General features: G+C 71.3%; 23 protein-coding genes. 19 read left to right on the top strand and 4 right to left on the bottom strand.

Annotated elements, in window-relative coordinates; translation table 11 throughout:
* Window positions 1-9: 9 nt before the first annotated feature.
* Both AB1K54_RS07215 and AB1K54_RS07220 read right to left on the bottom strand, forming a co-directional pair.
* The gene (locus tag AB1K54_RS07215) at window positions 10-1,674 is read right to left on the bottom strand and encodes an ABC transporter permease (protein WP_371202063.1); all 1,665 of its coding nucleotides are present in this window, start codon (window positions 1,672-1,674) and stop codon (window positions 10-12) included.
* Window positions 1,671-2,603 (bottom strand): ATP-binding cassette domain-containing protein, encoded by a 933-nt coding sequence (locus tag AB1K54_RS07220; protein WP_371202064.1) that lies wholly within the window; start codon window positions 2,601-2,603, stop codon window positions 1,671-1,673. Before AB1K54_RS07220 ends, AB1K54_RS07215 begins: the two co-directional genes overlap by 4 nt.
* Before the next feature lie 144 nt (window positions 2,604-2,747).
* On the opposite strand from AB1K54_RS07220, the gene AB1K54_RS07225 reads away from it, so the two are divergent.
* The 13 genes from AB1K54_RS07225 (at window position 2,748) to pntB (ending at window position 16,574) form a co-directional block, all read left to right on the top strand.
* Window positions 2,748-3,956 (top strand): hypothetical protein, encoded by a 1,209-nt coding sequence (locus AB1K54_RS07225; protein WP_371202065.1) that lies wholly within the window; start codon window positions 2,748-2,750, stop codon window positions 3,954-3,956.
* A 96-nt stretch (window positions 3,957-4,052) separates the two neighbouring features.
* Window positions 4,053-5,063 carry an aldo/keto reductase family protein gene (locus AB1K54_RS07230; RefSeq protein WP_371202066.1) on the top strand — a complete coding sequence of 337 codons (1,011 nt, stop codon included), beginning with the start codon at window positions 4,053-4,055 and terminating at the stop codon, window positions 5,061-5,063.
* 31 nt (window positions 5,064-5,094) lie between these two features.
* A complete protein-coding gene (locus AB1K54_RS07235; RefSeq protein ID WP_371202068.1) occupies window positions 5,095-5,571 on the top strand; it encodes an NUDIX domain-containing protein in 477 nt (158 codons plus the stop codon).
* Between the two features lie 42 nt (window positions 5,572-5,613).
* Window positions 5,614-6,093: a heme-degrading domain-containing protein gene (locus tag AB1K54_RS07240; protein ID WP_371202069.1), complete on the top strand. Its 480-nt coding sequence runs from the start codon at window positions 5,614-5,616 to the stop codon at window positions 6,091-6,093.
* 87 nt (window positions 6,094-6,180) lie between these two features.
* The gene (locus tag AB1K54_RS07245) at window positions 6,181-6,543 is read left to right on the top strand and encodes a VOC family protein (protein ID WP_371202070.1); all 363 of its coding nucleotides are present in this window, start codon (window positions 6,181-6,183) and stop codon (window positions 6,541-6,543) included.
* Between the two features lie 217 nt (window positions 6,544-6,760).
* Window positions 6,761-7,402, top strand: coding sequence for a GntR family transcriptional regulator (locus tag AB1K54_RS07250; protein WP_371202071.1), 642 nt, complete (start codon window positions 6,761-6,763; stop codon window positions 7,400-7,402).
* An 11-nt stretch (window positions 7,403-7,413) separates the two neighbouring features.
* Entirely contained in the window at window positions 7,414-8,943 is a 1,530-nt protein-coding gene (locus AB1K54_RS07255) for an MmgE/PrpD family protein (RefSeq protein WP_371202072.1), read from the top strand.
* A gap of 151 nt (window positions 8,944-9,094) precedes the next feature.
* Window positions 9,095-9,994: a methylisocitrate lyase gene (prpB, locus tag AB1K54_RS07260; protein ID WP_371202073.1), complete on the top strand. Its 900-nt coding sequence runs from the start codon at window positions 9,095-9,097 to the stop codon at window positions 9,992-9,994.
* A gap of 17 nt (window positions 9,995-10,011) precedes the next feature.
* Entirely contained in the window at window positions 10,012-11,202 is a 1,191-nt protein-coding gene (locus tag AB1K54_RS07265; protein WP_371202074.1) for a bifunctional 2-methylcitrate synthase/citrate synthase, read from the top strand.
* 144 nt (window positions 11,203-11,346) lie between these two features.
* A complete protein-coding gene (locus tag AB1K54_RS07270; protein ID WP_371202075.1) occupies window positions 11,347-12,594 on the top strand; it encodes a CaiB/BaiF CoA transferase family protein in 1,248 nt (415 codons plus the stop codon).
* Complete coding sequence (locus AB1K54_RS07275; protein ID WP_371202076.1) at window positions 12,591-13,502, top strand: hydroxymethylglutaryl-CoA lyase; 912 nt, start codon at window positions 12,591-12,593, stop codon at window positions 13,500-13,502. The genes AB1K54_RS07270 and AB1K54_RS07275 overlap by 4 nt, the downstream gene beginning before the upstream one ends.
* Before the next feature lie 139 nt (window positions 13,503-13,641).
* Entirely contained in the window at window positions 13,642-15,180 is a 1,539-nt protein-coding gene (locus AB1K54_RS07280; RefSeq protein ID WP_371202077.1) for a Re/Si-specific NAD(P)(+) transhydrogenase subunit alpha, read from the top strand.
* Complete coding sequence (pntB, locus tag AB1K54_RS07285) at window positions 15,177-16,574, top strand: Re/Si-specific NAD(P)(+) transhydrogenase subunit beta (protein ID WP_371202078.1); 1,398 nt, start codon at window positions 15,177-15,179, stop codon at window positions 16,572-16,574. Before AB1K54_RS07280 ends, pntB begins: the two co-directional genes overlap by 4 nt.
* Before the next feature lie 36 nt (window positions 16,575-16,610).
* Here the strand turns inward: pntB and AB1K54_RS07290 are convergent, their stop codons facing one another.
* Window positions 16,611-17,369 (bottom strand): SDR family NAD(P)-dependent oxidoreductase, encoded by a 759-nt coding sequence (locus AB1K54_RS07290; RefSeq protein ID WP_371202079.1) that lies wholly within the window; start codon window positions 17,367-17,369, stop codon window positions 16,611-16,613.
* Window positions 17,366-17,983, bottom strand: coding sequence for a TetR/AcrR family transcriptional regulator (locus AB1K54_RS07295; RefSeq protein ID WP_371202080.1), 618 nt, complete (start codon window positions 17,981-17,983; stop codon window positions 17,366-17,368). The genes AB1K54_RS07290 and AB1K54_RS07295 overlap by 4 nt, the downstream gene beginning before the upstream one ends.
* A 75-nt stretch (window positions 17,984-18,058) precedes the next feature.
* On the opposite strand from AB1K54_RS07295, the gene AB1K54_RS07300 reads away from it, so the two are divergent.
* The 6 genes from AB1K54_RS07300 (at window position 18,059) to AB1K54_RS07325 (ending at window position 24,759) form a co-directional block, all read left to right on the top strand.
* Window positions 18,059-19,240 (top strand): acyl-CoA dehydrogenase family protein, encoded by a 1,182-nt coding sequence (locus AB1K54_RS07300; protein ID WP_371202081.1) that lies wholly within the window; start codon window positions 18,059-18,061, stop codon window positions 19,238-19,240.
* Complete coding sequence (locus AB1K54_RS07305; RefSeq protein ID WP_371202082.1) at window positions 19,237-20,415, top strand: acetyl-CoA C-acyltransferase; 1,179 nt, start codon at window positions 19,237-19,239, stop codon at window positions 20,413-20,415. The genes AB1K54_RS07300 and AB1K54_RS07305 overlap by 4 nt, the downstream gene beginning before the upstream one ends.
* Before the next feature lie 10 nt (window positions 20,416-20,425).
* Complete coding sequence (locus AB1K54_RS07310) at window positions 20,426-21,202, top strand: enoyl-CoA hydratase (RefSeq protein ID WP_371202083.1); 777 nt, start codon at window positions 20,426-20,428, stop codon at window positions 21,200-21,202.
* A gap of 94 nt (window positions 21,203-21,296) precedes the next feature.
* The gene (locus AB1K54_RS07315; protein WP_371202084.1) at window positions 21,297-22,073 is read left to right on the top strand and encodes an electron transfer flavoprotein subunit beta; all 777 of its coding nucleotides are present in this window, start codon (window positions 21,297-21,299) and stop codon (window positions 22,071-22,073) included.
* Between the two features lie 12 nt (window positions 22,074-22,085).
* A complete protein-coding gene (locus AB1K54_RS07320; RefSeq protein ID WP_371202085.1) occupies window positions 22,086-23,075 on the top strand; it encodes an electron transfer flavoprotein subunit alpha/FixB family protein in 990 nt (329 codons plus the stop codon).
* A gap of 10 nt (window positions 23,076-23,085) precedes the next feature.
* Window positions 23,086-24,759 (top strand): cytochrome b/b6 domain-containing protein, encoded by a 1,674-nt coding sequence (locus tag AB1K54_RS07325; RefSeq protein ID WP_371202086.1) that lies wholly within the window; start codon window positions 23,086-23,088, stop codon window positions 24,757-24,759.
* Window positions 24,760-24,776 lie beyond the last annotated feature (17 nt).

Raw genomic sequence — 24,776 nt, forward strand, 5'->3', positions numbered from 1 at the left:
CGATCGAACCTACCCGGCGGCCGCCAGTTCCCGCCGCCGCATGAAGACGACCGATGCCGCGCCCCCGACACAGATCGTCAGCACCAGCCACCACAGCCCGCGCACGTCGACGGTGTCGCCGTCGAGCTCGGGGGCGACGGCGAACGGCGAGAGGTCCGTCAGGCTCTCGGAGACCCCGAGGAGCGGCCCGAACAGACCGAGCATGATCGCGGCCACCACGAGTGCCCACCCGAGCGGGATCGTCAGACGCGGTGCGACCGTGAACACGAGGGCCGTCAGCACGAGGAACACGGTGGCGGCGACGACCTGCCCCGCCGTGGCGACGGCGGCGGCCTCGACGAGCTTCGCGGCGTTGTCGCCCGCCGCCGCGCCGAGCGCGGCTCCGCCGAGCGCGGCTCCGCCGAGCGCGGCTCCGCCGAGCGCGGCTCCGCCGAGGGCGGCGGAGCACGTCAGCACGATCGCGACGAAGCCGACGCCGACGAAGCCCAGCAGCCAGCGCACCCGGTGCACCGGCGTCGCGAGCACCTGCTCGGCCGTGCCGTGGGCCTCCTCCTGACGCGCGCGAGCGACGGTCTGCACGGCGGCGCACGCGGCGAGCAGGCCCGCCATTGTGAAGAACACCACGACGACCGCCTGCTCGAGGTCGCCCTCCGCTGCCAGCGAGGTCAGCACCTCCGCGATCGCAGGGTTCTCGCCGCCGATCTGGTCGACCACCCCGCCCAGCGACGTCGACAGGGCGCCGGTGAGGAGTCCGCCCACCATCCATCCGATCGTCGACGGCGCCGACAGGCGCAAGACGAGCGCTGTCGTCGACGCCAGGCCCGCGCGCGCCGACGCGCGCCCGAGGCGCTCGGCGACGATGCTCTCGCCCAGGTCGCGCACCGACTGCAGGGCGAGCGCGGCGGCGGTCAGCACGACGAAGGCGGCGACGCACAAAAGGACCGGCCACCACAGGTTCTCGTCGAACGCGCGCGTGTTCTCGGCCCATCCGAACGCAGACGTCCACGTCAGCCACGAGCTCTCCATGCGGGTGAGGTCGTCGCTCGGGGTGCCGAGCGCGTTCCCGATGCCGCTCACCACGAACGTCGCCACGAGGACCCACACCGTGAGCGAGTTCGCACCTCGAGAGGTCCGCATGAGCTGGGCCGACAGCATCCCGAGCCCGAGGAAGACGAGCCCCACCACGGCGGTCGCGGTGCCGACCAGCCACGACCCCTGCGCCGCGGCCCCGCCGGCGAGGAAGGCCGCCGCGACCAGGACGCCGAGCACGACGTTCGCGAGCGTGCCGTGCACGAGCGTGGCGGCCGTCGGCGTCCACCGGCCGGCCGGGGTCGCATCGACGAGCTCGACACGACCCGCCTCCTCGTCGCCGCGCGTGTGGCGCACGGCGAGGAACGCGCTCATGAAGGCCGCCATGATCGCCAGCCACGGAAACAGCAGGAACACGACGAACGCCGAAGAGTCGGTGCCCGAGGGCAGCCCGCGAAAGAGCAGGATGACAGGGTTCGCCATGACGGCCGCGAGGATGCCGGAGCGGTCCTGCTCGGTGCCGTACGCCTCGGCGACACCCGCGAAACCGGCGAACGCGAGCAGCACGGTCGAGCCGATCCACAGCGTCAGCTGCAGCCAGTCGCGCCGCAGGCGCTGGCCGAGGATGACCCGGACCCGGTTCATCGGACGGCTTCGGCGGTCGAGGCGGCGCCGGTCAGCTCATCGCCGTAGTGACGCAGGAACAGCTCTTCGAGCGTCGGCGGCTGGATGCGCAGTCCCGCGACGCGCCGGGAGGCCAGCTCGGGGAGGATCGAAGGCACCGCGTCGCTGTCGACCGTGAACCGCACGCGGCCGCCCTCGGCGGCCGCATCGTGGGCGGCGGCGATACCCGCGGCGGCCGAGGCATCCGTCCCTTCGAACGAGACCTCCGTGCGCGTGAGGTGCCGCAGCTGCGCCAGGGTGCCGGACTCGATGACCTTGCCCGCGCGGATGATCGAGACGCGGTCGCACAGCTGCTCGACCTCAGAGAGGATGTGACTGGACAGCAGCACCGTGGCGCCGGCATCCTTCACCCTCTCGATCTCGCGCCGGAACACGACCTCCATCAGAGGGTCGAGGCCGCTGGTCGGCTCGTCGAGGATGTACAGGTCGGCGGGCACCGCGAACGCGGCGATGAGCGCGATCTTCTGGCGGTTGCCCTTCGAGTACGCGCGGCCCTTCTTGCGCGGGTCGAACTGGAACGCCTCGAGCAGCCGCGCCTTGTCGGCTGTGTAGGCGCTGCCGCGGCGGTCCGCGCCGCGCAGTCGCGCGAGAAAGTCGATCGCCTCACCACCGGACAGGTTCGGCCACACGCTCACGTCGCCGGGCACGTACGCGATGCGGCGGTGCAGCGCCACGGCATCGCGCCACGGGTCGAGGTTGAACACCGCGACCTCGCCGCCGGTCGCTCGCGCGAGGCCGAGCAGTATGCGCAGAGTGGTCGACTTTCCGGCGCCGTTGGGGCCGAGGAAGCCGTGGACCTGACCCTGCCCGACCTCGAGATCGAGGCCGTCCAGAGCGTGTACGCGGCCGTAGTGCTTGGTGAGTCCGCGGGTGCGGATGACGGTGGACATGGCGCTGAAGCTACGCTGATTTCACGAATTCGTGAAGAATCCTCACGAAACCCGAACGCGCAGGCGGATGCGGGGGCCCATTGTCGCCGCGACGCCGCGGGAGTACCGTGGCCAACGTTCCGCCCACCGTCGAGGGGGTCTGACATGAGGTGGACTCTGACAGCAGTCGGACCGGTGCTCACCGCGATCGTGGTCTTCGCGGCGCCGGGCTCGCCCCCCGTCGTCATCGACACCCTGAGCCCCGACGTCGTCGCCGGCGAGGGCACCGGGTGGGGGCGGCATCCCGACTCCACGCCTGACGCGACCGTGGCGCTGGTCGAGGGGCCGCTCGCACCGCCGCTGGGGCGCGGCAGCATGTCGTTCGTGACGCCCGCCTCGAGCGACCTCGCGCTGGGGTTCGCGGTGCCCACGGGGGCACCCGGACAGGACCTGCCGACACCGGTTCCGTGGTCGAGCCTCAGCGCGTCGTACTCGACGTTCACGTTCGCGACGGTCCAGCCCGAGTCGAACGTGCCGATCCTGCGCCTGGTCGGCTTCCAGTCGCTCATTCCCGCTCCCACCGGCTTCACGACGCTGTCGTTTGCGCCGGATCGCAACGGCACCGTCGAATCCGGCGTCTGGCAGTCGTGGACCCTCGGCCCCGACTCGATCGTCTTCCAGTCCAACACCGCGGACTCGTTCTGCACGATCAGCGCCTCCTGCACGCTCGCCGAGTTCATCGCGCAGTATCCGGCCGGGGCCTGGGGTCAGATCCAGGTCGGGATCGGCACCGGCGCGCCGGTGGGCGCATCCGGGTTCGCCGACGCCGTCGTCGTGCACGACGGCACGACCGCCGACTACTCGTACGACTTCGAGGTGCCCGCATCCGCCCTCTCGACCGCAGCGGTGGCCCCCGGCGCCGCGAGCGCGACCGGCGGATCGGCCACGGTCTCGCTGGCCGGATCGGCGGTCGCAGGCGCAGAGACGCTCGCGTTCACGATCGAGTCGACGCTGCCCGACGGCACCCTTCTGACGGCGGTGCAGGACCGCGCGCGAGGGGCGACGGGCACGATCGACATGCCGGTCCCGTTCGGCACGACGCGCATCAGGGTCTCGCTCTACGGGGTCGTGCTCGCCGAGGGCGATGTGACCTTCGCCGAGTCTCCGCCGCCGAACGGCGACGATCCGGCGCCCACCGACCCTGCGGCGCCTCCGCCGCCGGGTGCTGCACCGCCGGCAGACGGCGGGCTGGCGCCCACCGGTCCCGATGAGGCGCTCGCCGCGGTGTGGGGCGCGTCGCTGCTGGCTGCGGGGCTGCTCGCGCTCGTCGCGGCCCGCGTGCGGGATCGCCGGGCTCGGTCACGCGAGCGCTGACGTCGGCGCGGCCTGATCCGAGCACAGGATGCCGCCACCCGCGTCGCAGGTCGTCACGACGATCCCGGTGTCGGCGGGCGCCGATAGCGTAGGGCAATGGTCAACTATCGCTACCTCGGCAACAGCGGCTTCAAGGTGTCAGAGATCACCTACGGCAACTGGGTCACGCACGCCTCGCAGGTCGGGAACGACGCCGCGATCGCGACGGTGCACAAGGCGCTCGACCTCGGCGTCACGAGCTTCGACACGGCCGACACGTACGCCAACACGGGCGCCGAGTCGGTGCTCGGCGAGGCGCTCAAGGGTCAGCGGCGCGAGTCGCTCGAGATCTTCACGAAGGTGTACTGGCCGACCGGTCCGATGGGCCCGAACGACTCCGGCCTCAGCCGCAAGCACATCTTCGAGTCGATCAACGGGTCGCTGACGCGCCTCGGCACCGACTACGTCGACCTCTACCAGGCGCACCGCTACGACTACGAGACGCCGATCGAAGAGACCTTCCAGGCGTTCGCCGACGTCGTGCGGCAGGGCAAGGCGCTCTACATCGGAGTCTCCGAGTGGACGGCCGAGCAGTTGCGCGAGGGGCACGCGCTGGCCAAGCAGCTGGGCATCCAGCTGATCTCGAACCAGCCCCAGTACTCCGCGCTGTGGAGGGTCATCGAAGGCAAGGTCGTGCCGGCCTCCGAGGAGCTCGGCATCTCGCAGATCGTGTGGTCGCCGATGGCGCAGGGCGTGCTGAGCGGCAAGTACCTTCCCGGCCAGGCCGTGCCCGCCGGCTCGCGCGCGACCGACGAGAAGAGCGGCGCGCAGTTCATCCAGCGGTTCCTCCGCGACGACGTGCTCGAGGCGGTGCGGCGGCTCAAGCCCGTCGCGGCCGAGGCCGGTCTCACCATGCCGCAGCTCGCGATCGCGTGGGTGCTGCAGAACCCGAACGTGTCGGCGGCGCTGGTCGGCGCCTCGCGCCCCGAGCAGCTCGAAGACTCGGTGATGGCCTCGGGCGTGGTGCTCGACGCCTCGACGCTCGCCGCGATCGACGAGGCGCTCGCCCCGGTCGCCGTCACCGACCCGGCCAACACGTACGAGGTCTCGCCGAAGACCCGGCCGTGACCGGCGCCCTGTCAGAGGCGAGGGGAGGCGGATGATCCGCAGCGCCGGCATCCTGCTCTATCGGCTGCCGCCCTCGGGCGGCGTCGAGGTGCTGATCGCGCACATGGGCGGTCCGTACTGGGCCGCGCACGATGCCGGTGCGTGGTCGATCCCGAAGGGCGAGTTCACCGAGGGCGACGAGTCAGCCCTCGGTGCCGCGCGCCGCGAGTTCCGCGAAGAGCTGGGTGTCGACCCGCCCGAGGGGCCCTTGGCCGAGCTCGGCACCTTCGCGTACTCGTCGGGCAAGCGCGTCACCGTGTTCGTCGCCGACGGCGCGGGCTTCTCGCTCGACGGGATCGCCTTCGGCGAGTTCGACCTCGAGTGGCCGCCGCGGTCGGGCCGCACGCAGTCGTTCCCCGAGGTCGACCGGGTCGAGTGGACGACGACGGATGCCGCGCGGGAGCGTCTCGTGAAAGGCCAGCGGGCCGCGATCGACCGCCTCGAAGAACTGCTGGCCGAGGCATCCTGAGCAGGCCCTCGCCGCGCGACGGCTTCGCTCTACGCTTGCTGCATGGATGACGAGGCCCGCACGACCCTGGAGCGCATCACGGCCGAGGAGCGCGAGCTCGTGCTTGCGCGCTTCGACCTCGACGACGCGTGGCGGCTCGGCTCGCGTCTGCGCGACGCGGCGGTGACGCAGGGGCTGCCCATCGTCATCGGGATCACCCTGGGCGAGGCGCGGGTGTTCCACACGGCGCTGGCCGGGTCGAGCGCCGACAACGACGCGTGGCTCGAGCGCAAGACCCGCGTCGCGAGGCGGTACGGGCGATCGTCGTACGGCGTGGGCATGTCGTTCCGGGTGCAGGGCAAGGACTTCGACACATCGGCGCGACTCGATCCGAGAGAGTACGCCGCGCACGGGGGAGTGTTCCCGATCGCCGTGCGCGGGGCCGGCGTGGTCGGCACTGTCGGCGTCTCGGGGCTCCCGCAGGCCGAGGATCACGCGTTCGTCGTCGAGCAGCTTCGCGCCTACCTCGCCGCGACCGCCTGACCGCTCGCGCTCAGGGGTTGTCGTGTCCGCGGGGCGGGACGAGACTGTCGGCGTTCCCACCGAAACCCATCGAGGAGAGGACGCATCATGCCTCACGGCGACATCACCCACATCGACATCCCCGTCACCGACCTCGGCAAGGCCAGCGAGTTCTACTCGAAGCTGTTCGGCTGGCAGATCGCCGAGGTCCCCGGCTACGAGGGCTACCCGATGTGGCAGGCTCCCAACAAGATCTCGGGCGGCGGACTGGCTCCGCGCAGCGACGGCTTCACGCAGCCGCGGTCATACGTCGAGGTCGACTCGATCGACGACACGCTCGCCGCGGCCGTCGAAGCCGGCGCGACCGTCACGATGCCGAAGTCGCCGATCAGCGAGACGAGCTGGTGGGCGGCGTTCGACGATCCGGACGGCAATACGATCGGCCTCTACGAGGGGACGACGGAGGCCTGAGAGGGCGGGTCCGCCGGCGCGTTTGAGTGGGCACGGCGTCGCTGACATCCATGCCTCCGCAGACTCGGGCCGGCGGCGACGATCACACCGAGATCGCGGCGGAGCTGCCGGGCGGCACCGCTGTGTATACCCAGAAAGCGGCCCGCGCCTTCTGTTCGCCCTCCGTTGCCATTTGTGTATACACTGGCAGGGTCGTCGAACGAGGAGGTGGTTGCGAATGCGCGCAAGCGACATCGCGTACGCGACGCTCCTCGACGAGATCCAGAGCGGCACCCTCCGGCCCGGCACCGTGCTCGCCGAGGTCGAGCAGTCCACGCGCCTCGGCGTCAGCCGCACGCCGCTGCGCGAAGCGCTCGGGCGCCTGGCCGCCGACGGACTCGTCGCCCAGCAGTCGCCGCGCGTCACGGTCGTCACCGACGTCGACGCCGACGACATCCGCGACTTGTTCGCCGTTCGGCGCGCGCTGGAAGAGACCGCGGCCCGGCTCGCCAGCCGCCGCGCCACCGGCGACGCGGCGCTCGCGGCATCCTTCGCCGCCATCGCGGACGGATTCGCGCGCGCCGCGATCGACGGCGACGACGCACTCGACGCCTACTACGCGCTGATCGCACGGTTTGACACCGCCCTCGACGGCGCGGTCGCGAACGACTACCTCACCGCCGCCCTGCGCACGATTCGCACCCACCTCGTTCGGGTGCGCAGGCTCGCCCGCGACAATCCCGCGCGGGTCGCGGCATCCGTCTCGGAGCACCGTCTCGTCGCGAGCGCGATCGCCGCCGGCGACGCCGAGCTCGCCGCCCATGCCACCCACGTCCACCTGCACAACGCTCTGACGAGCATCCTCGAATCCCTGAAGTAAAGGACGACGCCATGACCGTCACCCATCACGTCCGCGTGTACAAGAGCGAAGAGCCGCTCGCGCGCGAGGACCAGCTCGCCTGGAAGATCGCCGAGGTCGCCGCAGACGCCGTCGCGGTCGACGCGGACGTCGTGGACATGATCATAGGCCGCGTCATCGACAACGCGTCGGTGGCCGCGGCATCCCTCACCCGCGCCCCTGTGAGCGCTGCCCGCCAGCAGGCGCTCGACCACCCGGTGTCGATCTCGGGCGAGGGCGCCACCGTGTTCGGCTGCCTGCTCGAGCGGCGCACGTCGCCGGAGTGGGCCGCGTGGGCCAACGGAGTCGCGGTGCGCGAACTCGACTACCACGACACGTTCCTCGCCGCGGAGTACTCGCACCCCGGCGACAACATCCCGCCGATCGTCGCGGTCGCCCAGCACGTCGGCGCCGACGGCGCGGCGCTGGTGCGCGGGCTCGCGACCGGGTACGAGATCCAGATCGACCTCGTGCGGGCGATCTCGCTGCACAAGCACAAGATCGACCACGTCGCCCACCTCGGCCCGTCGGCCGCCGCCGGGATCGGAACCCTCCTGGGCCTTCCCGTCGAGACGATCTATCAGGCGATCGGACAGGCTCTTCACACCACGACGGCCACCCGTCAGTCGCGCAAGGGCGACATCTCGACGTGGAAGGCGCACGCTCCGGCGTTCGCGGGCAAGATGGCCGTCGAGGCGGTCGACCGCGCGATGCGCGGCGAGACCAGCCCCAACCCCATCTACGAGGGCGAGGACGGCGTCATCGCGTGGCTGCTGGACGGACCGGATGCCTCGTACGAGGTGCCGCTGCCGGCTCCGGGTGAGGCCAAGCGCGGCATCCTGGATTCGTACACCAAGGAGCACTCGGCCGAGTATCAGGCCCAGGCGTGGATCGACCTGGCCCGCAAGCTCCAGGGCGAGCACCCCGCCGAGGCGTTCGCGCCGGGCAACATCGAGTCGATCGTGCTGCACACCAGCCACCACACGCACTACGTGATCGGCTCGGGCGCGAACGACCCGCAGAAGTACGACCCGACGGCCTCGCGCGAGACGCTGGACCACTCGATCCCGTACATCTTCACTGTCGCCCTGCAGGACGGCGCCTGGCACCACGTGGACTCGTACCTGCCCGAGCGCGCCGCGCGCGAGGACACCGTCGCGCTGTGGAACAAGGTGACCACCGCCGAGGACCCCGAGTGGACGCGTCGCTACCACTCGGAGGACCCGAACGAGAAGGCCTTCGGCGGACGCGTGGTCATCCGCTTCGCGGACGGCGGCGAGATCGTCGAAGAGATCGCCGTTGCAGACGCCCACCCGCTCGGGGCGCGTCCGTTCGCGCGCGAGGACTACGTGCGCAAGTTCCGCCTGCTCGCGGAGCCCGTGCTCGAGGCCGAAGAGATCGAGCGCTTCCTCGACCTCGCCCAGCGCCTGCCCGAACTCACCGCCGACGAGGTGCGTCAGCTGTCGATCGTGGCCAAGCCCGGAGTGCTGGCTGGCGCGCCCGCGCCGAAGGGCCTGTTCTGATGAGCCCGCGCGCGCCGCGCGCCGCGTGCACAACGCAGGACTTCCGCGCTCGCCGTAGGGTCCGGCCCGCGCGCCGACGCCGCGACCTCGCGGAAGCCGCGCAGGACTTCCTGCGTTGTGCACAGGGGGCGGGGCAGGGGGGAGGGGACTGATGCTGTACAGCCGGGTTCCGGCCGCCGAGAAACGGCGGGTGCTGCGCGAGCGGCTCGCCAGCGGCGAGCTGCTGCGGTTCCCGGGGGCGTTCAACCCGCTCTCGGCACGGCTCATCGAGCGCAAGGGCTTCGAGGGCGTCTACATCTCGGGCGCCGTCCTCAGCGCCGACCTGGGTCTGCCCGACATCGGGCTCACGACCCTCACCGAGGTCGCCGGCCGGGGGCAGCAGATCGCCCGCATGACCGATCTGCCGGCGATCATCGACGCCGACACCGGGTTCGGCGAGCCGATGAACGTCGCCCGCACGATCCAGACGCTCGAGGACGCGGGCCTTGCCGGCACGCACATCGAGGATCAGATCAACCCGAAGCGCTGCGGCCACCTCGACGGCAAGGCCGTCGTCGACGAGGACACCGCGATCAAGCGCATCCGGGCCGCCGTCGACGCCCGCCGCGATGCGAACTTCCTCATCATGGCGCGCACCGACATCGCCGCGGTGGATGGCCTTTCGGCCGCGGTCGACCGGGCGAAGGCGCTGGTGGATGCCGGCGCCGACGCGATCTTCCCCGAGGCGATGCGCTCGCTCGAGGAGTTCGCCGCCGTGCGCGCGGCCATCGACGTGCCGATCCTGGCCAACATGACCGAGTTCGGCAAGTCCGACCTCTTCTCGGTCGACCAGTTGCGCGACGTCGGCGTGAACATCGTGATCTGGCCGGTCTCGCTGCTGCGGATCGCGATGGGGGCGGCATCCCGAGCCCTCGACACGCTCATCGACGAGGGGCACCTCACCAGCAAGCTCGGTGAGATGCAGCACCGCGCCGACCTGTACGACCTCATCGACTACGAGCACTACAACCACTTCGACACGAACGTCTTCAACTTCCAGATCCAGCGCTGACTCGCGAAGGAGCAGAAATGACCCAACCCGACATCAAGAAGGGCCTCGCCGGAGTCGTCGTCGACTACACCGCGGTCTCGAAGGTGAACCCCGAGACCAACTCGCTGCTGTACCGCGGCTACCCGGTGCAGGAGCTCGCGGCGACCCAGCCGTTCGAGGCGGTCGCCTACCTGCTGTGGAACGGCGAACTGCCGACCGATGTGCAGCTCGCGCAGCTGCGCGCTCTCGAGCGTCAGCACCGGCACCTGCCCGCCGACGTGCGTGCGGTGATCGACCGCGTGCCGCTGAACGCGCACCCGATGGACGAGGTGCGCACGGCGGTGAGCCTCATCGGCGCGCGCGACCTCGCCGGATCGGGCTCGGTGCTGGAGGCGACCGGCACGCCCGAGGAGAACCTTGCGCGCGGCATCCGGCTGTTCGCGGTGCTGCCGGCGATCGTCGCGTACGGCCAGCGCCGCCGCCGCGGCCAGGAGCCGGTCGAGCCGCGCGACGATCTCGACTACGCGGCCAACTTCTTGTGGATGACCTTCGGCGAGGAACCCGACGATGTGGTCGTCGACGCCTTCAACCGCTCGATGGTTCTCTACGCCGAGCACTCGTTCAACGCGTCGACCTTCACGGCGCGGGTCGTGACCTCCACCCTGAGCGACCTGTACTCGGCCGTCGTCGCCGCGATCGGCGCCCTCAAGGGGCCCCTGCACGGCGGCGCGAACGAGGCCGTGCTGCACATCTTCGACGAGATCGGCTCGGCCGAGAACGTGACCGCGTGGCTTGACACCGCCCTTGCCGAGAAGCGCAAGATCATGGGCTTCGGCCATCGTGTGTACAAGCGGGGCGACTCGCGCGTGCCGACGATGAAGGCCGCGCTCGACACGCTCGTGGAGCACTACGACCGTGAGGATGTCGCGGCGCTGTACGAGACCCTCGAGCGCGAGTTCGTCGGGCGCAAGGGCATCTACCCGAACCTCGACTACCCGTCGGGCCCGGCGTACAACCTCATCGGCTTCGACACGCTCACCTTCACGCCGCTGTTCGTCGCGGCGCGCGTGACCGGCTGGACCGCGCACATCATGGAGCAGGCTGCCGCCAACGCGCTGATCCGCCCGCTGTCGGAGTACAACGGTCCCGACGAGCGGCACATCGAGGGGTACGTCCCCGACGAGGCGGTCCTCGCGGTCGCAGAGCGCGCCGAAGAGGCCGCCGACTGATCCGCGGCTGATCACGTGCGTGAGCGCGCCGGGTCGACGGATGCCGCGACCCGGCGCGCTGCGCGTGCCCGGGGTCTCGCAGCGGGTGCCGCGTGAGCGGCCCGCAGCGCGCTCGGCCCGGGGTTGACGGGGCATACTGATCGCGTGACCGACAGCGACGACGACCGAGCGGTGACCGACAGCCTTCCGCTTCGCGGCATCCGCGTTCTCGAGCTCGGCAATTACATCGCCGCCCCGACCGCGGGGCGACTGCTCGCCGACTTCGGCGCCGACGTGATCAAGGTCGAGCGGCCGCGCACGGGCGACGAGGTGCGCAACTGGCGACTGCACGCCGGCGACACCTCGATGCTGTACCGCACCCTCAACCGCGGCAAGCGCTCGCTCGTGGTCGATCTGCGCAGCGACGAGGGGCGCGAGATCGTGTCGGACCTGATCGGCCGGTCCGACGTGCTGCTGGAGAACTTCCGGCCCGGCACGCTGGAGCGATGGGGGATGGATGCCTCGACCCTCGATTCGCTGAACCCCGACCTGGTCGTCGCCCGCATCTCGGCCTTCGGCCAGACCGGTCCGCTGGCTGAGCGGCCCGGGTTCGCCGCCGTCGCCGAGGCGTACGGGGGGTTTCGCGAGCTGGTCGGAGAGCCGGGGCGCCCGCCGAGCCGCACCGGCGTCTCGATCGGCGACACGATCGCCGGGATCTACGCCGCCTTCGGCGTGGTGATGTCGCTGCTTGACCGAGAGAGGCACGCGGGCCAGAGGCATCCGCTCGAGCGTCGCTCGATCGATGTCGCCCTCAACGAGGCGATGCTGTCGGTCACCGAGTCGCTGGTGCCCGAGTGGGAGGCGTACGGCGTGCGCCGCGAGCGCACCGGCGGCCGCATGGAGGGCATCGCACCGTCGAACGCGTATCTGTGCGCCGACGGCAAGAGCATCGTCATCGCGGGGAACGCCGACGCGATCTTCCAGCGGTACATGGCGCTCATCGGGCGAGAAGACCTCGCCCGAGACCCGGCGCTGCTCACGAACGATGGCCGCTGGGCGGCGCGCGAGCTCATCGACGACGCGATCGGGGAGTGGACCGTGCTGCGCCCGAGCGCGCAGGCGCTTGCCGAACTCGAGGCGGCCGGGGTGCCGTCGGGCCCGATCTACACCGCTGAGGACATCGTCGCCGACGAGCAGTACGCCGCGCGCGGCATGATCCAGCGGTTCGACGTGCACGACGGAGAGCGGCTGCGCACGCACGTCGGCTTTCCCGGGATCGTGCCGGTCGTCGGCGGGCGATCGCTGCCGATCCGCGCGCTCGGTCCCGACCTCGGCGCGCACACGCGCGAGATTCTGCAGGAGCTGGGCTGGAGCGACGAGCGCATCGCAGCCTACGAGGAGTCGGTGGCATGAGCGTGCAGTTGCGGGATGTCACGCTGCGCGACGGGCTGCAGCTGGCGGGCAAGAACCTCCCCACCCAGCGCAAGGTCGACCTCGTGCGCGAGCTGTTCGCGCTCGGGGTGGAGCACATCGAGGTGGGCTCGATGGCCCGACCCGACCTCGTGCCGACGATGGCCGACTCGCTCGACGTGGTCGCGGCGCTCACCGCCGAGGAGCGGGAGCGCGTGTGGCTGTGGGTGGCCACCCCGAGGCACGTCGAGCGGGCGGCGGCCGCCGGTGCCCGCAGTTTTCAGTACTGCTTCTCGGCCTCGGACAGCCACAACCGCGCCAACATCGGCCGCGACACCGAGGCCTCGCTCGCGGCGATGCCCGACGCGGTCGCCGCCGCGGCCGAGGTCGGCGGCCGGGTGCAGCTGTGCATCGCCACGTCGTTCACGTGCCCGTTCGAGGGCGTCGTGCCGCTTGAGCGGTTCGCCGGCATCGTCGAAGACCCGCGCACCGAGGGCGCCGTCGACGTGGTCGTCGCCGACACGCTCGGGCAGGCGCATCCGGCAGAGGTCGCCCGCCGCGTCGCGCTCGCCGCCGCGCGGCGCCCCGGCCTCGGGGTCGTCTTCCATGGACACGACACGTGGGGGCTCGGGGTCGTCAACGCGCTCGCCGCGGCCGAGGCCGGCGCGACGGTGGTGGACGGCGCGCTGGGGGGCCTGGGCGGATGCCCTTTCGCGCCGGGCGCGTCCGGCAACACGGCGACCGAGGACCTCGCCTTCGCGCTGCGACCGGGCTGGCTCGACCCCGAGCGGTTCGGCGTGCTGGTCCGTCTCGGCGAAGAGATCACCGCCGCCCTCGACGAGCCGAACCGCTCTCGTGCTCGCGTGGGGGCGCGCAGTCGCGCCGAGGCGTTCGAGTGGGTGGTCCGCTGACGGACGCACAGGACGCCCAGGACGCCTGGGGTGTGCCGCCCGTGTGCGGCGGTGCATGCGCTGTGCCTTAGCCTGTCCGGAGTGCTCTCCACGGCGGCGACCCGATCCGTCGTGATCCAGTCGCAACGGAAGGGGCAGCATGACTCGCATCGGAATCGTCGCCGAAGCGCCCGGGGAGTCCCGCGTCGCGGCGACCCCCGACACCGTCAAGGCGCTCGTCGCCCTCGGCTACGACGTGGTCGTCGAGCGCGGCGCGGGTGAGACCTCGTCATTTCCGGATGCCGCGTACGAGGCATCCGGAGCCGGCATCGCCGACCCCGCCGAGGCGTGGCGCAGCGATCTGGTGCTGAAGGTCAACCCGCCGACGTCCGACGAGATCGACCGGCTCGCCGACGGAGCGACCCTGTTCGCGCTGCTCGCCCCGGCGCTTCGCCCCGACCTGCTCGAAGCGCTGTCGACGCGCGGCATCACCGCGATCGCGCTCGACGCGGTGCCGCGCATCTCGCGCGCGCAGTCGATGGACGTGCTGAGTTCGATGGCGAACATCTCGGGCTATCGCGCGGTGGTCGAGGCGGCGCACGAGTTCGGGCGCTTCTTCACCGGCCAGGTGACCGCGGCGGGCAAGGTGCCCCCGGCGAAGGTGCTCGTGGCAGGTGCCGGCGTCGCGGGCCTCGCGGCGATCGGTGCGGCTTCGAGCCTCGGCGCGATCGTGCGGGCGACCGACCCGCGGCCCGAAGTGGCCGACCAGGTGCGCTCGATCGGCGGCGAGTACCTCGCCGTCGAGGTGGGCGAGCAGATGCAGTCCGCCGACGGCTACGCCAAGGCGACCTCGGCGGACTACGACCGCGCCGCCGCCGACCTCTACTCGGCGCAGGCGCGCGAGGTCGACATCATCATCACGACGGCCCTCATCCCGGGGCGTGCGGCACCGCGCCTGATCACGGCGGCGGATGTCGCGAGCATGAAGCCCGGCAGCGTCATCGTCGACATGGCGGCGGCGCAGGGCGGCAACGTCGAGGGCTCGGTCGACGGCGCACGCGTGGTGACCGACAACGGCGTGGTGATCCTCGGATACTCCGACCTGGCCTCGCGCCTGCCCGCGCAGGCGTCGCAGCTGTACGGCACGAACCTCGTGAACCTGCTGAAGCTGCTGACGCCCGCCAAGAACGGCGAACTGGTGATCGACGTCGACGACATCGTGCAGCGCTCGGTCACCGTCGTGCGCGACGGCGAGACGACCTGGCCCCCTCCGCCGGTGACCGTGTCGGCGCCGCCGAAGGCGAGCCCCGTCGCCGCCGACCCGCCGCCCGATCCGCGACCGACCCCGGTGTGGGTGAAGGGCCTCCTCGTGGCTGCCGGCATCGCGGCCCTCCTCGTCGTCACCGCGGTCGCACCCGACCCGCTGCCGCAGCACTTCACCGTGCTGGTGCTCTCGGTCGTGATCGGCTTCTACGTCATCGGCAAGGTGCACCACGCCCTGCACACCCCGCTGATGTCGGTGACGAACGCGATCTCGGGCATCATCGTGGTCGGCGCGATGCTGCAGATCACGAGCGAGAACCCGCTCGTGGCGGCGCTCGCGTTCGTGGCAGTGCTGGTGGCGAGCATCAACATCTTCGGCGGCTTCGCCGTCACGCGCCGCATGCTCAAGATGTTCGTGAAGGCGGGCCAGCAGTGACCGCCGAATCCCTCGCCACAGCGGCCTACCTCGTCGCCGCGCTGCTGTTCATCCTGAGTCTCGCAGGGCTCAGCCGTCACGAGTCCGCCCGCAACGGCGTGGTGTTCGGCATCGCCGGAATGACCCTCGCGCTCGCCGCGACGGTGCTCCTGGTCGTGCTGGACGCGTGGGGCGCGGCATCCGCTCTGGGGCTCGTGCTCATGCTGGTCGCCCTCGTCATCGGCGCGTCGATCGGGCTGTGGAGGGCGCGGGTGGTCGAGATGACCGGGATGCCGCAGCTCATCGCGCTGCTGCACAGCTTCGTGGGCCTGGCCGCGGTGCTGGTGGGCTGGAACGGCTACCTCGACGCCCCCGACATGTCGACGGCGCTGGAGGGCATCCACCATGCCGAGGTGTTCGTCGGCGTGTTCATCGGCGCCGTGACCTTCACCGGGTCGATCGTGGCGTTCTTGAAGCTGTCGGGGCGCATGTCGTCGGCGCCGCTCATGCTTCCCGGCAAGAACGCGATGAACCTGGGCGCGGTCGTCGCCTTCATCGCGTTCACGGTGTGGTTCGTGATCGATCCGCGGCTGTGGCTGCTGATCGTCGTGACAGCCCTCGCCCTCGCGCTCGGCTGGCACCTGGTCGCCTCGATCGGCGGCGGCGACATGCCCGTGGTCGTCTCGATGCTCAACAGCTACTCGGGCTGGGCGGCCGCTGCGGCCGGGTTCCTGCTGAACAACGACCTTCTGATCGTCACGGGAGCCCTCGTCGGGTCCAGCGGTGCATACCTGTCGTACATCATGTGCAAGGCGATGAACCGCTCGTTCCTGTCGGTGATCGCGGGCGGCTTCGGCATCCAGGCGTCCTCGTCGGGCGACGACGAGCAGGGCGAGCACCGCGAGGTCTCGGCCGACGACGTCGCCCGCATCCTGCTCGACGCCGACAGCGTCGTCATCGCCCCCGGCTACGGCATGGCCGTCGCGCAGGCGCAGTACCCGGTCGCCGAGCTCACCGCGCGGCTGCGCGAGCGCGGCGTCGACGTGCGGTTCGGCATCCACCCGGTCGCCGGACGCCTGCCCGGTCACATGAACGTGCTGCTGGCCGAGGCCCGCGTGCCCTACGACATCGTGCTCGGCATGGACGAGATCAACGACGACTTCGCGGGGACGTCGGTCGTGCTCGTCATCGGCGCGAACGACACCGTCAACCCCGCCGCGGCCGAAGACCCGGGCTCGCCCATCGCCGGCATGCCCGTGCTCAAGGTGTGGGAGGCCGCCGAGGTCGTCGTGTTCAAGCGGTCGATGGCCTCCGGCTACGCGGGCGTTCCCAATCCGCTCTTCTTCCGCGAGAACACCGGAATGCTCTTCGGCGATGCGAAGCAGAGGGTCGAGGACATTCTGCGGGTGCTGTGAGGGTGAGCGGATGCCGCGGGGCATCCGCTCACCGGGTCACCGCGGTGCCATGCGCAGCGCGCCGTCCATGCGGATGGTCTCGCCGTTGAGGTAGTCGTGCTCGACGATCATGCCGACCAGCTGCGCGAACTCGTCGGGTCGGGCGAGGCGCTTCGGGAACGGGATGGATGCCGCCAGCGACGCGCCGACCTCGGGTCCGAGGGCGGCGAGGAGGGGTGTGTTCACGATGCCCGGGGCGATCGTGTTCACGCGGATACCGACCGAGGCCAGGTCCCGCGCGGCGGGGAGCATGAGGCCGACGACCCCGCCCTTGGAGGCCGAGTAGGCGACCTGGCCGATCTGGCCCTCGAACGCGGCGACCGAGGCGGTGTTGACGATGACGCCGCGCTGGCCGTTCTCGTCGGGCGTCTGCTCGGCGATGACGGCGGCCGCCAGGCGCAGCACGTTGAAGGTGCCGATGAGGTTGACCTCGATCGTCTTGCGGAAGGTCTCGAGATCATGGACGCCCTTGGAGCCCAGCACCTTGCGGGCCGGGGCGATGCCGGCGCAGCTGACGACGATGCGCAGGGGCGGGGCATCCGGTGCGATCGAGTCCAGCGCGGCCTGCACTTCGTCGGGGCTGGTCACATCGGCGGCCGCGTAGCGCACGCCCTCGACGGCCGGGGCCTTCTCGACCGCGTGCGGCAGGTCGAGTGCGAGCACCTCGGCGCCGGCGGCGGCGAGCGCGGCGGCGGTGGCCGCGCCGAGCCCGGATGCCGCGCCGGTGACCAGTGCGGTGGTTGCTGCGATCTTCATGTGTCTCCTTCGACGGGGGTTGGTCCGAGTCCTCGGACGATGAGGTCTGCGAGCGCGCGGAAGGCGGCGGAGTCGTCGAGGCCGGTGGCGGTCTCGATCTCGCCGCGGTGGATGCCCTCCATCACCTGCGCGGCGACGGCGCCCACGAACGTCGCCTGTGTAGAGGGGCCTTCGGGTGAGGCCTCGCGCACGAGCGCCTGCACGCGCTCAGCGGCGACGCGGGTGTTCTGCCGGTAGATCTCGCGTGTGGAGGCGAGCGAGTCGATGTCGGCGAAGAAGGCCGGCGTGGCGGGAGCGAGGTCGGCGGCGATGGCCGTCAGGTAGGTGCGGATGCGCTGGGCGACAGGCTCGCCCGCGGAGCGCTGGAGCTCGTCGTCGACGTGCGCGGCGGCGCGGCGGAAGAAGCGCCGCACCGCGGCGGCGATGATCTGCTCCTTCGAGTCGGCGATCACGTAGAGCGTGGACTTCGAGCAGCGCAGCGCGCGCGCGAGCTCTTCGATGCTCGCCTCGGCGAAGCCGTGCTCGACGATCACCTCGACGAGCCGGTCGAGCAGCTCGTCTCGTCGCACGTCGGCCTTCAGCGGCGACCTGCGCTCACGGAGGGGACGTGGCATACTCGTCACAGTACCAGAAACGCGAATCTAGTACTCAATACAGTACTGGTTCACGAGGATTCCGAGGTGTGGACGATGCCCGAGGTCATGGACGACACGCAGGCCGCTGCCGCCGCAGCGGTCGGTCTGGCCCGTGAGATCTGCGCTCGATCCCTCGCGCCGCACGCCGCCGCTGCCGAGCGGGACGAGGTCTTCCCGCGCGACGCGTTCCGCACTCTCGGCGCGGCGGGCCTGCTCGCCCTGCCGTACCCCGAGCAGTACGGGGGCGCCGCCCTCGGCGCCGCGTCGTACCTGCCCGTCTTCGAGCAGATCGGGCGGGCGTGGGCATCGGTCGCCGTGGGCGTCAGCGTGCACTCGCTCTCGGTCTTCCCGCTGGCGCGCTTCGGCACGGCCGAGCAGCGCGACCAGTGGCTGCCCTGGATGCTGTCGGGCCAGACGCTCGGGGCGTACTGCCTGTCCGAGGCGCATGCCGGGTCCGACCCCGCCGCGATGCGCACGCGTGCGCGCCGCGTCGAGGGCGGGTACGTGCTCAGCGGCGCCAAGGCATGGACGACCCACGGCGGCCGGGCCGACTTCTACACCGTCATGGCGCGCACCTCCGCTCACGCCAAGCGCGGCATCAGCTGCTTCCTCGTGCCGGCGAGCGCGCCCGGCCTCGTGGCCTCGCCGCCGGAGCGCAAGCTCGGGCTCACCGCGTCGGTCACCGCGACGATGAACCTCGACGACGTGTTCGTCCCCGAGGGTCAGCGCATCGGCGCCGAGGGGGACGGACTGGCGATCGCGCTCGCGGGACTGGACTACGGACGCCTCGGCATCGCCGCGATCGCCACCGGGCTCGCCCAGTCGGCGCTCGACATCGCCGTCGCTTACGCCCGCGAACGGGAGGCCTTCGGGCAGGCCATCATCCGCCACGAAGGCGTGGGGTTTCTCCTGGCCGACATGGACGCCGCGGTCGAGTCGGCACGCGCGATGTACCTCGCCGCGGCGCGGCTCGCCGACCAGCGACTGCCGTTCACCCGCGAGGCGTCGATCGCGAAGCTGCTGGCCACCGACGGGGCGATGAAGGTCACCACCGACGCCATCCAGGTGCTGGGCGGTGCAGGCTATACGAGAGACTTCCCGCTCGAGCGCTACATGCGCGAGGCGAAGGTCATGCAGATCTTCGAGGGAACCAACCAGATCCAGCGGCTCATCATCGCGCGCGACCTTGCGGTGCGCGGCGGTCGGGAGCGCACAGAGCAGAGGAGAGCAGGATGACCCGCACAGCCGTCATCGTCGACGTCGTTCGTACCCCGTCCGGACGGGGCAAGCCAGGCGGAGCGCTCTCGTCGCTGCATCCGGTCGATCTCGCGGCACACGTGCTGACGAAGGTGCTGGAGCGCAACGGACTCGAGTCGCGCCAGATCGACGACGTCATCATGGGGTGCGTGAGCCAGGTCGGCGAGCAGTCGCTGAACATCGGGCGCCAGGCCGTGCTCGCGGCCGGGTTCGACGAGTCGGTGCCCGCCACGACGATCGACCGGCAGTGCGGCTCGAGCCAGCAGGCCGCGCACTTCGCGGCGCAGGGCGTCATGGCCGGCGCCTATGACATCGTGATCGCGGCCGGCGTCGAGTCGATGAGCCGCGTGCCGCTCGGGTCGAACCGGCTGGATGCCGCCGACGCGGACGGCATCCGCCGCCGCTACCCCGACGGCCTCGTGAACCAGGGCGTCTCGGCCGAGCTCGTCGCGCACAAATGGGGCTTCTCGCGCGAGCAGCTCGACGCGTTCGCCGCGGAATCGCACCGTCGCGCAGCCGACGCCGCGACCCGTGGCCTCTTCGACAGCCAGGTGCTGCCGATCGACATCGACGGCACCGAGGTGCGCGCCGACGAGACCGTGCGCCCGGCGACGAGCGTCGAGGGCCTCGGCGGGCTCGCGCCGGCCTTCCGCACGGACGCGGCCGCGGAGCGCTTCCCCGAGCTGGAGTGGATGATCACGCCGGGCAACTCGTCGCCGCTGACAGATGCCGCATCCGCCGCGCTCATCATGAGCGAGGCAACGGCCGCCGAGCTCGGCCTGACCCCGCGCGCCCGGTTCCACTCGTTCGCGGTCGTCGGCGACGACCCGCTCATGATGCTGACCGGGCCGATCCCGGCGACGCACCGGATCCTCCAGCGCAGCGGCCTGCGGTTCGCCGACCTCGACGCGTATGAGGTGAACGAGGCGTTCTCGTCGGTCCCGCTCGCGTGGGCCCGCGAGTTCGACGCGGACCCCGCGAAGCTCAACCCGTGGGGCGGCGCCATCGCGCTCGGGCACGCGGTCGGGGCATCCGGCACGCGGCTGCTCGGCACGCTGCTGGCCCACCTCGAGGCGACCGGCGGACGCTATGGCCTGCAGACGATGTGCGAGGGCGGCGGGCTCGCGAACGCGACGATCATCGAGAGACTGTGAGGAGGCAGCGATGACGGATTACGAGACGATCCTGGTGCGCCAGGAGGGCCGCGTCGGCTGGATCACCCTGAACCGGCCCCAGGCCCTCAACGCGCTCGATTCGCAGCTGATGGGCGACGTGGTCGCAGCCGCCGAGGCCTTCGACGCCGATCCGGGCGTCGGCGCGATCGTCGTGACGGGCTCCGAGCGCGCGTTCGCGGCCGGCGCCGACATCAAGGAGATGGAGGCCAGGACCGGCGGCGAGATGATCGTCGGCGACCACTTCGGTCAGTGGCGGCGCTTCGCCGACGTGCGCACGCCGGTCATCGCGGCTGTCGCCGGGTACGCCCTGGGCGGGGGGTGCGAGCTGGCGATGATGTGCGACCTCATCATCGCGGCCGACTCGGCGAAGTTCGGGCAGCCCGAGATCAATCTCGGCGTCATCCCGGGCATGGGCGGCTCACAGCGGCTGCTGCGCGCGATCGGCTACTACAAGGCCGCCGACCTGCTGCTGACGGGTCGCATGATGGATGCCGCCGAGGCGGAGCGGTCCGGACTCGTGTCGCGCGTCGTCCCGGCCGCCGACCTGCTCTCTGAGGCGGCCACCGTCGCCGAGACGATCGCGTCGAAGTCGCTGCCGTCGGTGTATGCGGCGAAGGCGGCGCTGGACGCGGCGCTGGAGACGACGCTCGCCGAGGGGCTGCGGTTCGAGCGGCATGTGTTCGCGGCGCTGTTTGACACCGCCGACCAGAAAGAGGGCATGGCAGCGTTCCGCGAGAAGCGCGCGCCGCGCTTCGAGCACCGCTGAGCCGCCGGCACGCGCCCGGACTCGGTTTCGCGAAATCTGAGACTGAATCTCACCGCGCGCCCACGTAGACTGTCACCAAGCAGAAGGAGTCCCTGTGAAGATCGTTGTCCTGGTCAAGGAGGTCCCCGACACCTATGGGGACCGCAAGCTGAGTCTCGAGACCGGTCTGGCCGACCGTGCTGCGAGCGAGTCGGTGCTCGATGAGATCGGCGAGCGTGCGCTCGAGGTCGCGTTGAGCTATGCCGACAAGACCCCGGGTACCGAGGTGGTGGTGCTGTCGATGAGCCCGGAGTCTGCGGCGGCGACGGTGCGCAAGGGTCTGGCGATGGGTGCCGGCTCGGCGGTGCAGGTGGTCGATGAGGCTCTGCTGGGCGCGGATCTGGGATTGACGGCCGAAGTGCTCGCCGCGGCGATCCGTCGCATCGGGTTCGATCTGGTGATCGCAGGAAACCAGTCCACGGACGGCTCGGGCGGGGTGATCGCGGCGATGGTGGCCGAGATCCTGGATGTTCCGGCCGCGACGAACCTGAACGCGGTGGAGATCACCGGGGAGCAGGTGACGGGGGAGCGTGCCACCGATGCCGGCACCGCGACGGTGTCGGCTGTGCTTCCGGCGGTGGTCTCGATCACGGAGCGGTTCCCGGATGCCCGGTTCCCGAACTTCAAGGGGATCATGGCGGCCAAGAAGAAGCCGTTCGAGGTGCTGTCGCTTCAGGATCTGGGGGTCGAGCCGCACGATGCGGACGCGTCCCGGTCGATCGTGATCGGGCTTTCGGAGAAGCCGCCGCGGTCGGCGGGTGTGAAGATCGCCGACGAGGGCGACGCGGGCGACAAGCTCGCGGAGTTCCTGATCCAGAACCGTCTGGCCTGAGAAGAGGACCTGATGACTGATTTCGCTGACGACTCGATCCTGGTCGTGGTGGACACGACCCCTGACGGCGCTCTGGCCAAGTCCGCCGCGGGCCTTCTGGGTGCTGCGGCCGGTGTGGGCACCCCGGTGGCTCTCGTGGTGGCCCCGGCGGGTTCCGCTGACGCGCTGGCCGCAGCAGCTGCGCAATCGGGTGCGGCACGCGTTCTGGTGGCGTCGCCGGAGGGGCTGGGCGAGCAGTTGACGGTGCCGGTGGTGGATGCGCTGGTGGCGGCATCCGATCTGGTGCGTCCGGACGCGATCCTGGTGTCGCATTCGATCGAGGGGCGTGAGGTCGCGGCCCGGTTCGCGGCGCGCACCCGGTCGGGTCTCGCGGTGGACGCGGTGGGGGTGTCGCGCGACGCCGAGGGTGTTCTCGCGCACCACTCGGTGTACGGCGGTGCGTACAACGTGGATTCCGCGGTGACGTGGGGTGCCCCGGTGATCACCGTGCGCATCGGCGCGGTCGACGCGCGCGCGCAGGCGCAGCCGCTGGCCTCCGAAGTGCTGCCGGTGCAGGCCTCGGCGCGGCGTGCGGCGACGGTGGGGGCGGTTGCGCAGGCGGAGTCGACCTCGTCGCGTCCGGAGCTGCGCGGTGCGGGCAAGGTCGTGTCGGGGGGCCGCGGGCTGGGGTCGGGCGAGAAGTTCGCCCTGGTCGAGCAGCTCGCCGACGCGCTGGGCGCGGCGGTGGGCGCCTCGCGGGCGGCGGTGGACGCCGGGTATGTGCCGCAGTCGTTCCAGGTGGGGCAGACCGGGGTGTCGGTGTCGCCGCAGCTGTATATCGCGTTGGGCATCTCGGGTGCGATCCAGCATCGAGCGGGGATGCAGACGGCCAAGACGATCGTCGCGATCAACAAGGACGCGGATGCCCCGATCTTCGAGATCGCGGACTTCGGTGTGGTCGGCGACCTGTTCCAGGTCGTGCCGCAGCTGATCGCCGCGCTCGAGGCGAACAAGGCGAAGTAGGGGCATCGGGATGGCGACGTACGGCAGCACTCTGCGCCGCGGCCTGCCCCGGGTCGTCGGCGGCGACGCGTGGCCCCCGGCCGGTGCCGCACCGGACGGCATCGACGACGCGGCCGCGGTCGACAGCGTCATCACGGCAGCCGCTGCGCAGGCCGTCCCGGTCGCTGCTGCGGTCGAGGCGGTCCCGGCCGCGCCGGCCGCGGCCTCTGCGGTCGCAGAGCCGGTCGCGGCGTCGTCACCCGTGGGGGATCGTGCGCTGCGTCGGGGTCTTCCCCGGGTTCCCGGGGGCGAGCCGTGGCCGCCCGCGGGAGTCGCGCCGGTGGGGGCATCCGTCGCCCCCGCAGGCGCTTCTGCCACCGCCCCCGCAGCACCTGCGGCTGCGATGGAAGTCTCCTCGGCCGCCGCGCCCGCCGAGGCGTCGCCGACGAGGTCTGTGACGGACGGCGACGCGGTGACCGGCGCAGGGCGCGCGCTGCGCCGCGGGCTTCCCCGCACGGCAGGCGGCGACCCGTGGCCTCCGGCCGGGATCGCGCCCGGGCGGCGGACCGCCGCAGCATCCGTCGCCGAAGCGCCCGCTCGTCCGGTGCGCGCCGGGCTGCCCCGCCCGGGCGCCGCGACGGTCCCCGCCGCCGAAGCGCCGGGGGCGGCATCCGCCACGGCCGCCGCGGCTGCCGTCGCGGTCGCCGAGCCGGTGGGGCCGCGCGCACCGCTGCCGTTCACGCCGAGTGTGTGGCCGGGCCGGGCCGCCTCCACGCGCCCGGCGCCGCGGCCTGAGCCGAAGCGCCTCGGCCCGTTCACGCGGGGTCAGTGGGCCGGTGCGGTGATCGTGGGCGGGTTCGGGCTGCTGTTCGCGGCGGGAATGGCCGTGCTGCTGGTGCGGTGGCTGCTCAGCCTGGACGGCCTGCGGGAGTTCCTCGCGACCTACCCGGGCGAGTACCACCTGCCCGAGGGTGCGCCGGTGGGGTTTCCGGCGTGGCTGGGCTGGCAGCACTTCTTCAACGTGTTCCTGATGGTGCTGATCATCCGGTCGGGTCTGCAGGTGCGCACCGAGAAGCGGCCCACCGCGTTCTGGTCGCCGCGGGGCAACCCGAAACGCAAGATCAGCCTGAACCTGTGGTTGCACCAGTCGCTGGACATCCTGTGGCTGGTCAACGGGGTCATCTTCGTGGTGCTGCTGTTCGTGACCGGCCAGTGGCTGCGGATCGTGCCGACCTCGTGGGAGGTGTTCCCGAACGCGATCAGCGCGGCGCTGCAGTACGTGAGCCTGGACTGGCCGACCGAGAACGGGTGGGTGAACTACAACTCGCTGCAGCAGCTGGCGTACTTCACCACCGTGTTCCTGGCCGCCCCGCTCGCCGCGGCAACGGGGGTGCGCATGTCAGGCATCTGGCCCAAGGACGCCAAAGCACTGAACAAGGCGTACCCGGTGGAATGGGCACGCGCGGTGCACTTCCCCGTGATGATCTACTTCGTGCTGTTCATCTTCGTGCACGTCGTGCTCGTGTTCGCCACCGGGGCGCTGCGCAACCTGAACCACATGTACGGCGGGCAGGACGCCGTGAACTGGACCGGGTTCTGGATCTTCACCGCCTCCCTGGTCGTGATCGCCGCAGCCTGGGTCGCCGCACGCCCCCTCGTCCTCGCCCCCATCGCGAAGCTCTTCGGCAAAGTCTCGGGGCGCTGAGACGGTGACGGGCGAAC

Origin of the sequence: Microbacterium sp. BWT-B31 (assembly GCF_041379855.1) — a bacterium.
Classification (GTDB): domain Bacteria; phylum Actinomycetota; class Actinomycetes; order Actinomycetales; family Microbacteriaceae; genus Microbacterium.

What these genes read in the sequence shown, in the direction of transcription:
- AB1K54_RS07215 (WP_371202063.1), bottom strand. Translation starts at nt 1,674, where the DNA reads ATGAACCGGGTCCGGGTCATCCTCGGCCAGCGCCTGCGGCGCGACTGG.
- AB1K54_RS07240 (WP_371202069.1), top strand. Translation starts at nt 5,614, where the DNA reads ATGGATGACGAGGCCCGCACGACCCTGGAGCGCATCACGGCCGAGGAG.
- AB1K54_RS07250 (WP_371202071.1), top strand. Translation starts at nt 6,761, where the DNA reads ATGCGCGCAAGCGACATCGCGTACGCGACGCTCCTCGACGAGATCCAG.
- AB1K54_RS07325 (WP_371202086.1), top strand. Translation starts at nt 23,086, where the DNA reads ATGGCGACGTACGGCAGCACTCTGCGCCGCGGCCTGCCCCGGGTCGTC.
- AB1K54_RS07295 (WP_371202080.1), bottom strand. Translation starts at nt 17,983, where the DNA reads ATGCCACGTCCCCTCCGTGAGCGCAGGTCGCCGCTGAAGGCCGACGTG.
- AB1K54_RS07235 (WP_371202068.1), top strand. Translation starts at nt 5,095, where the DNA reads ATGATCCGCAGCGCCGGCATCCTGCTCTATCGGCTGCCGCCCTCGGGC.
- AB1K54_RS07245 (WP_371202070.1), top strand. Translation starts at nt 6,181, where the DNA reads ATGCCTCACGGCGACATCACCCACATCGACATCCCCGTCACCGACCTC.
- AB1K54_RS07230 (WP_371202066.1), top strand. Translation starts at nt 4,053, where the DNA reads ATGGTCAACTATCGCTACCTCGGCAACAGCGGCTTCAAGGTGTCAGAG.
- AB1K54_RS07300 (WP_371202081.1), top strand. Translation starts at nt 18,059, where the DNA reads ATGCCCGAGGTCATGGACGACACGCAGGCCGCTGCCGCCGCAGCGGTC.
- AB1K54_RS07310 (WP_371202083.1), top strand. Translation starts at nt 20,426, where the DNA reads ATGACGGATTACGAGACGATCCTGGTGCGCCAGGAGGGCCGCGTCGGC.
- AB1K54_RS07265 (WP_371202074.1), top strand. Translation starts at nt 10,012, where the DNA reads ATGACCCAACCCGACATCAAGAAGGGCCTCGCCGGAGTCGTCGTCGAC.
- AB1K54_RS07290 (WP_371202079.1), bottom strand. Translation starts at nt 17,369, where the DNA reads ATGAAGATCGCAGCAACCACCGCACTGGTCACCGGCGCGGCATCCGGG.
- AB1K54_RS07255 (WP_371202072.1), top strand. Translation starts at nt 7,414, where the DNA reads ATGACCGTCACCCATCACGTCCGCGTGTACAAGAGCGAAGAGCCGCTC.
- AB1K54_RS07220 (WP_371202064.1), bottom strand. Translation starts at nt 2,603, where the DNA reads ATGTCCACCGTCATCCGCACCCGCGGACTCACCAAGCACTACGGCCGC.
- AB1K54_RS07320 (WP_371202085.1), top strand. Translation starts at nt 22,086, where the DNA reads ATGACTGATTTCGCTGACGACTCGATCCTGGTCGTGGTGGACACGACC.
- AB1K54_RS07280 (WP_371202077.1), top strand. Translation starts at nt 13,642, where the DNA reads ATGACTCGCATCGGAATCGTCGCCGAAGCGCCCGGGGAGTCCCGCGTC.
- AB1K54_RS07225 (WP_371202065.1), top strand. Translation starts at nt 2,748, where the DNA reads ATGAGGTGGACTCTGACAGCAGTCGGACCGGTGCTCACCGCGATCGTG.
- AB1K54_RS07275 (WP_371202076.1), top strand. Translation starts at nt 12,591, where the DNA reads ATGAGCGTGCAGTTGCGGGATGTCACGCTGCGCGACGGGCTGCAGCTG.
- prpB (WP_371202073.1), top strand. Translation starts at nt 9,095, where the DNA reads ATGCTGTACAGCCGGGTTCCGGCCGCCGAGAAACGGCGGGTGCTGCGC.
- AB1K54_RS07305 (WP_371202082.1), top strand. Translation starts at nt 19,237, where the DNA reads ATGACCCGCACAGCCGTCATCGTCGACGTCGTTCGTACCCCGTCCGGA.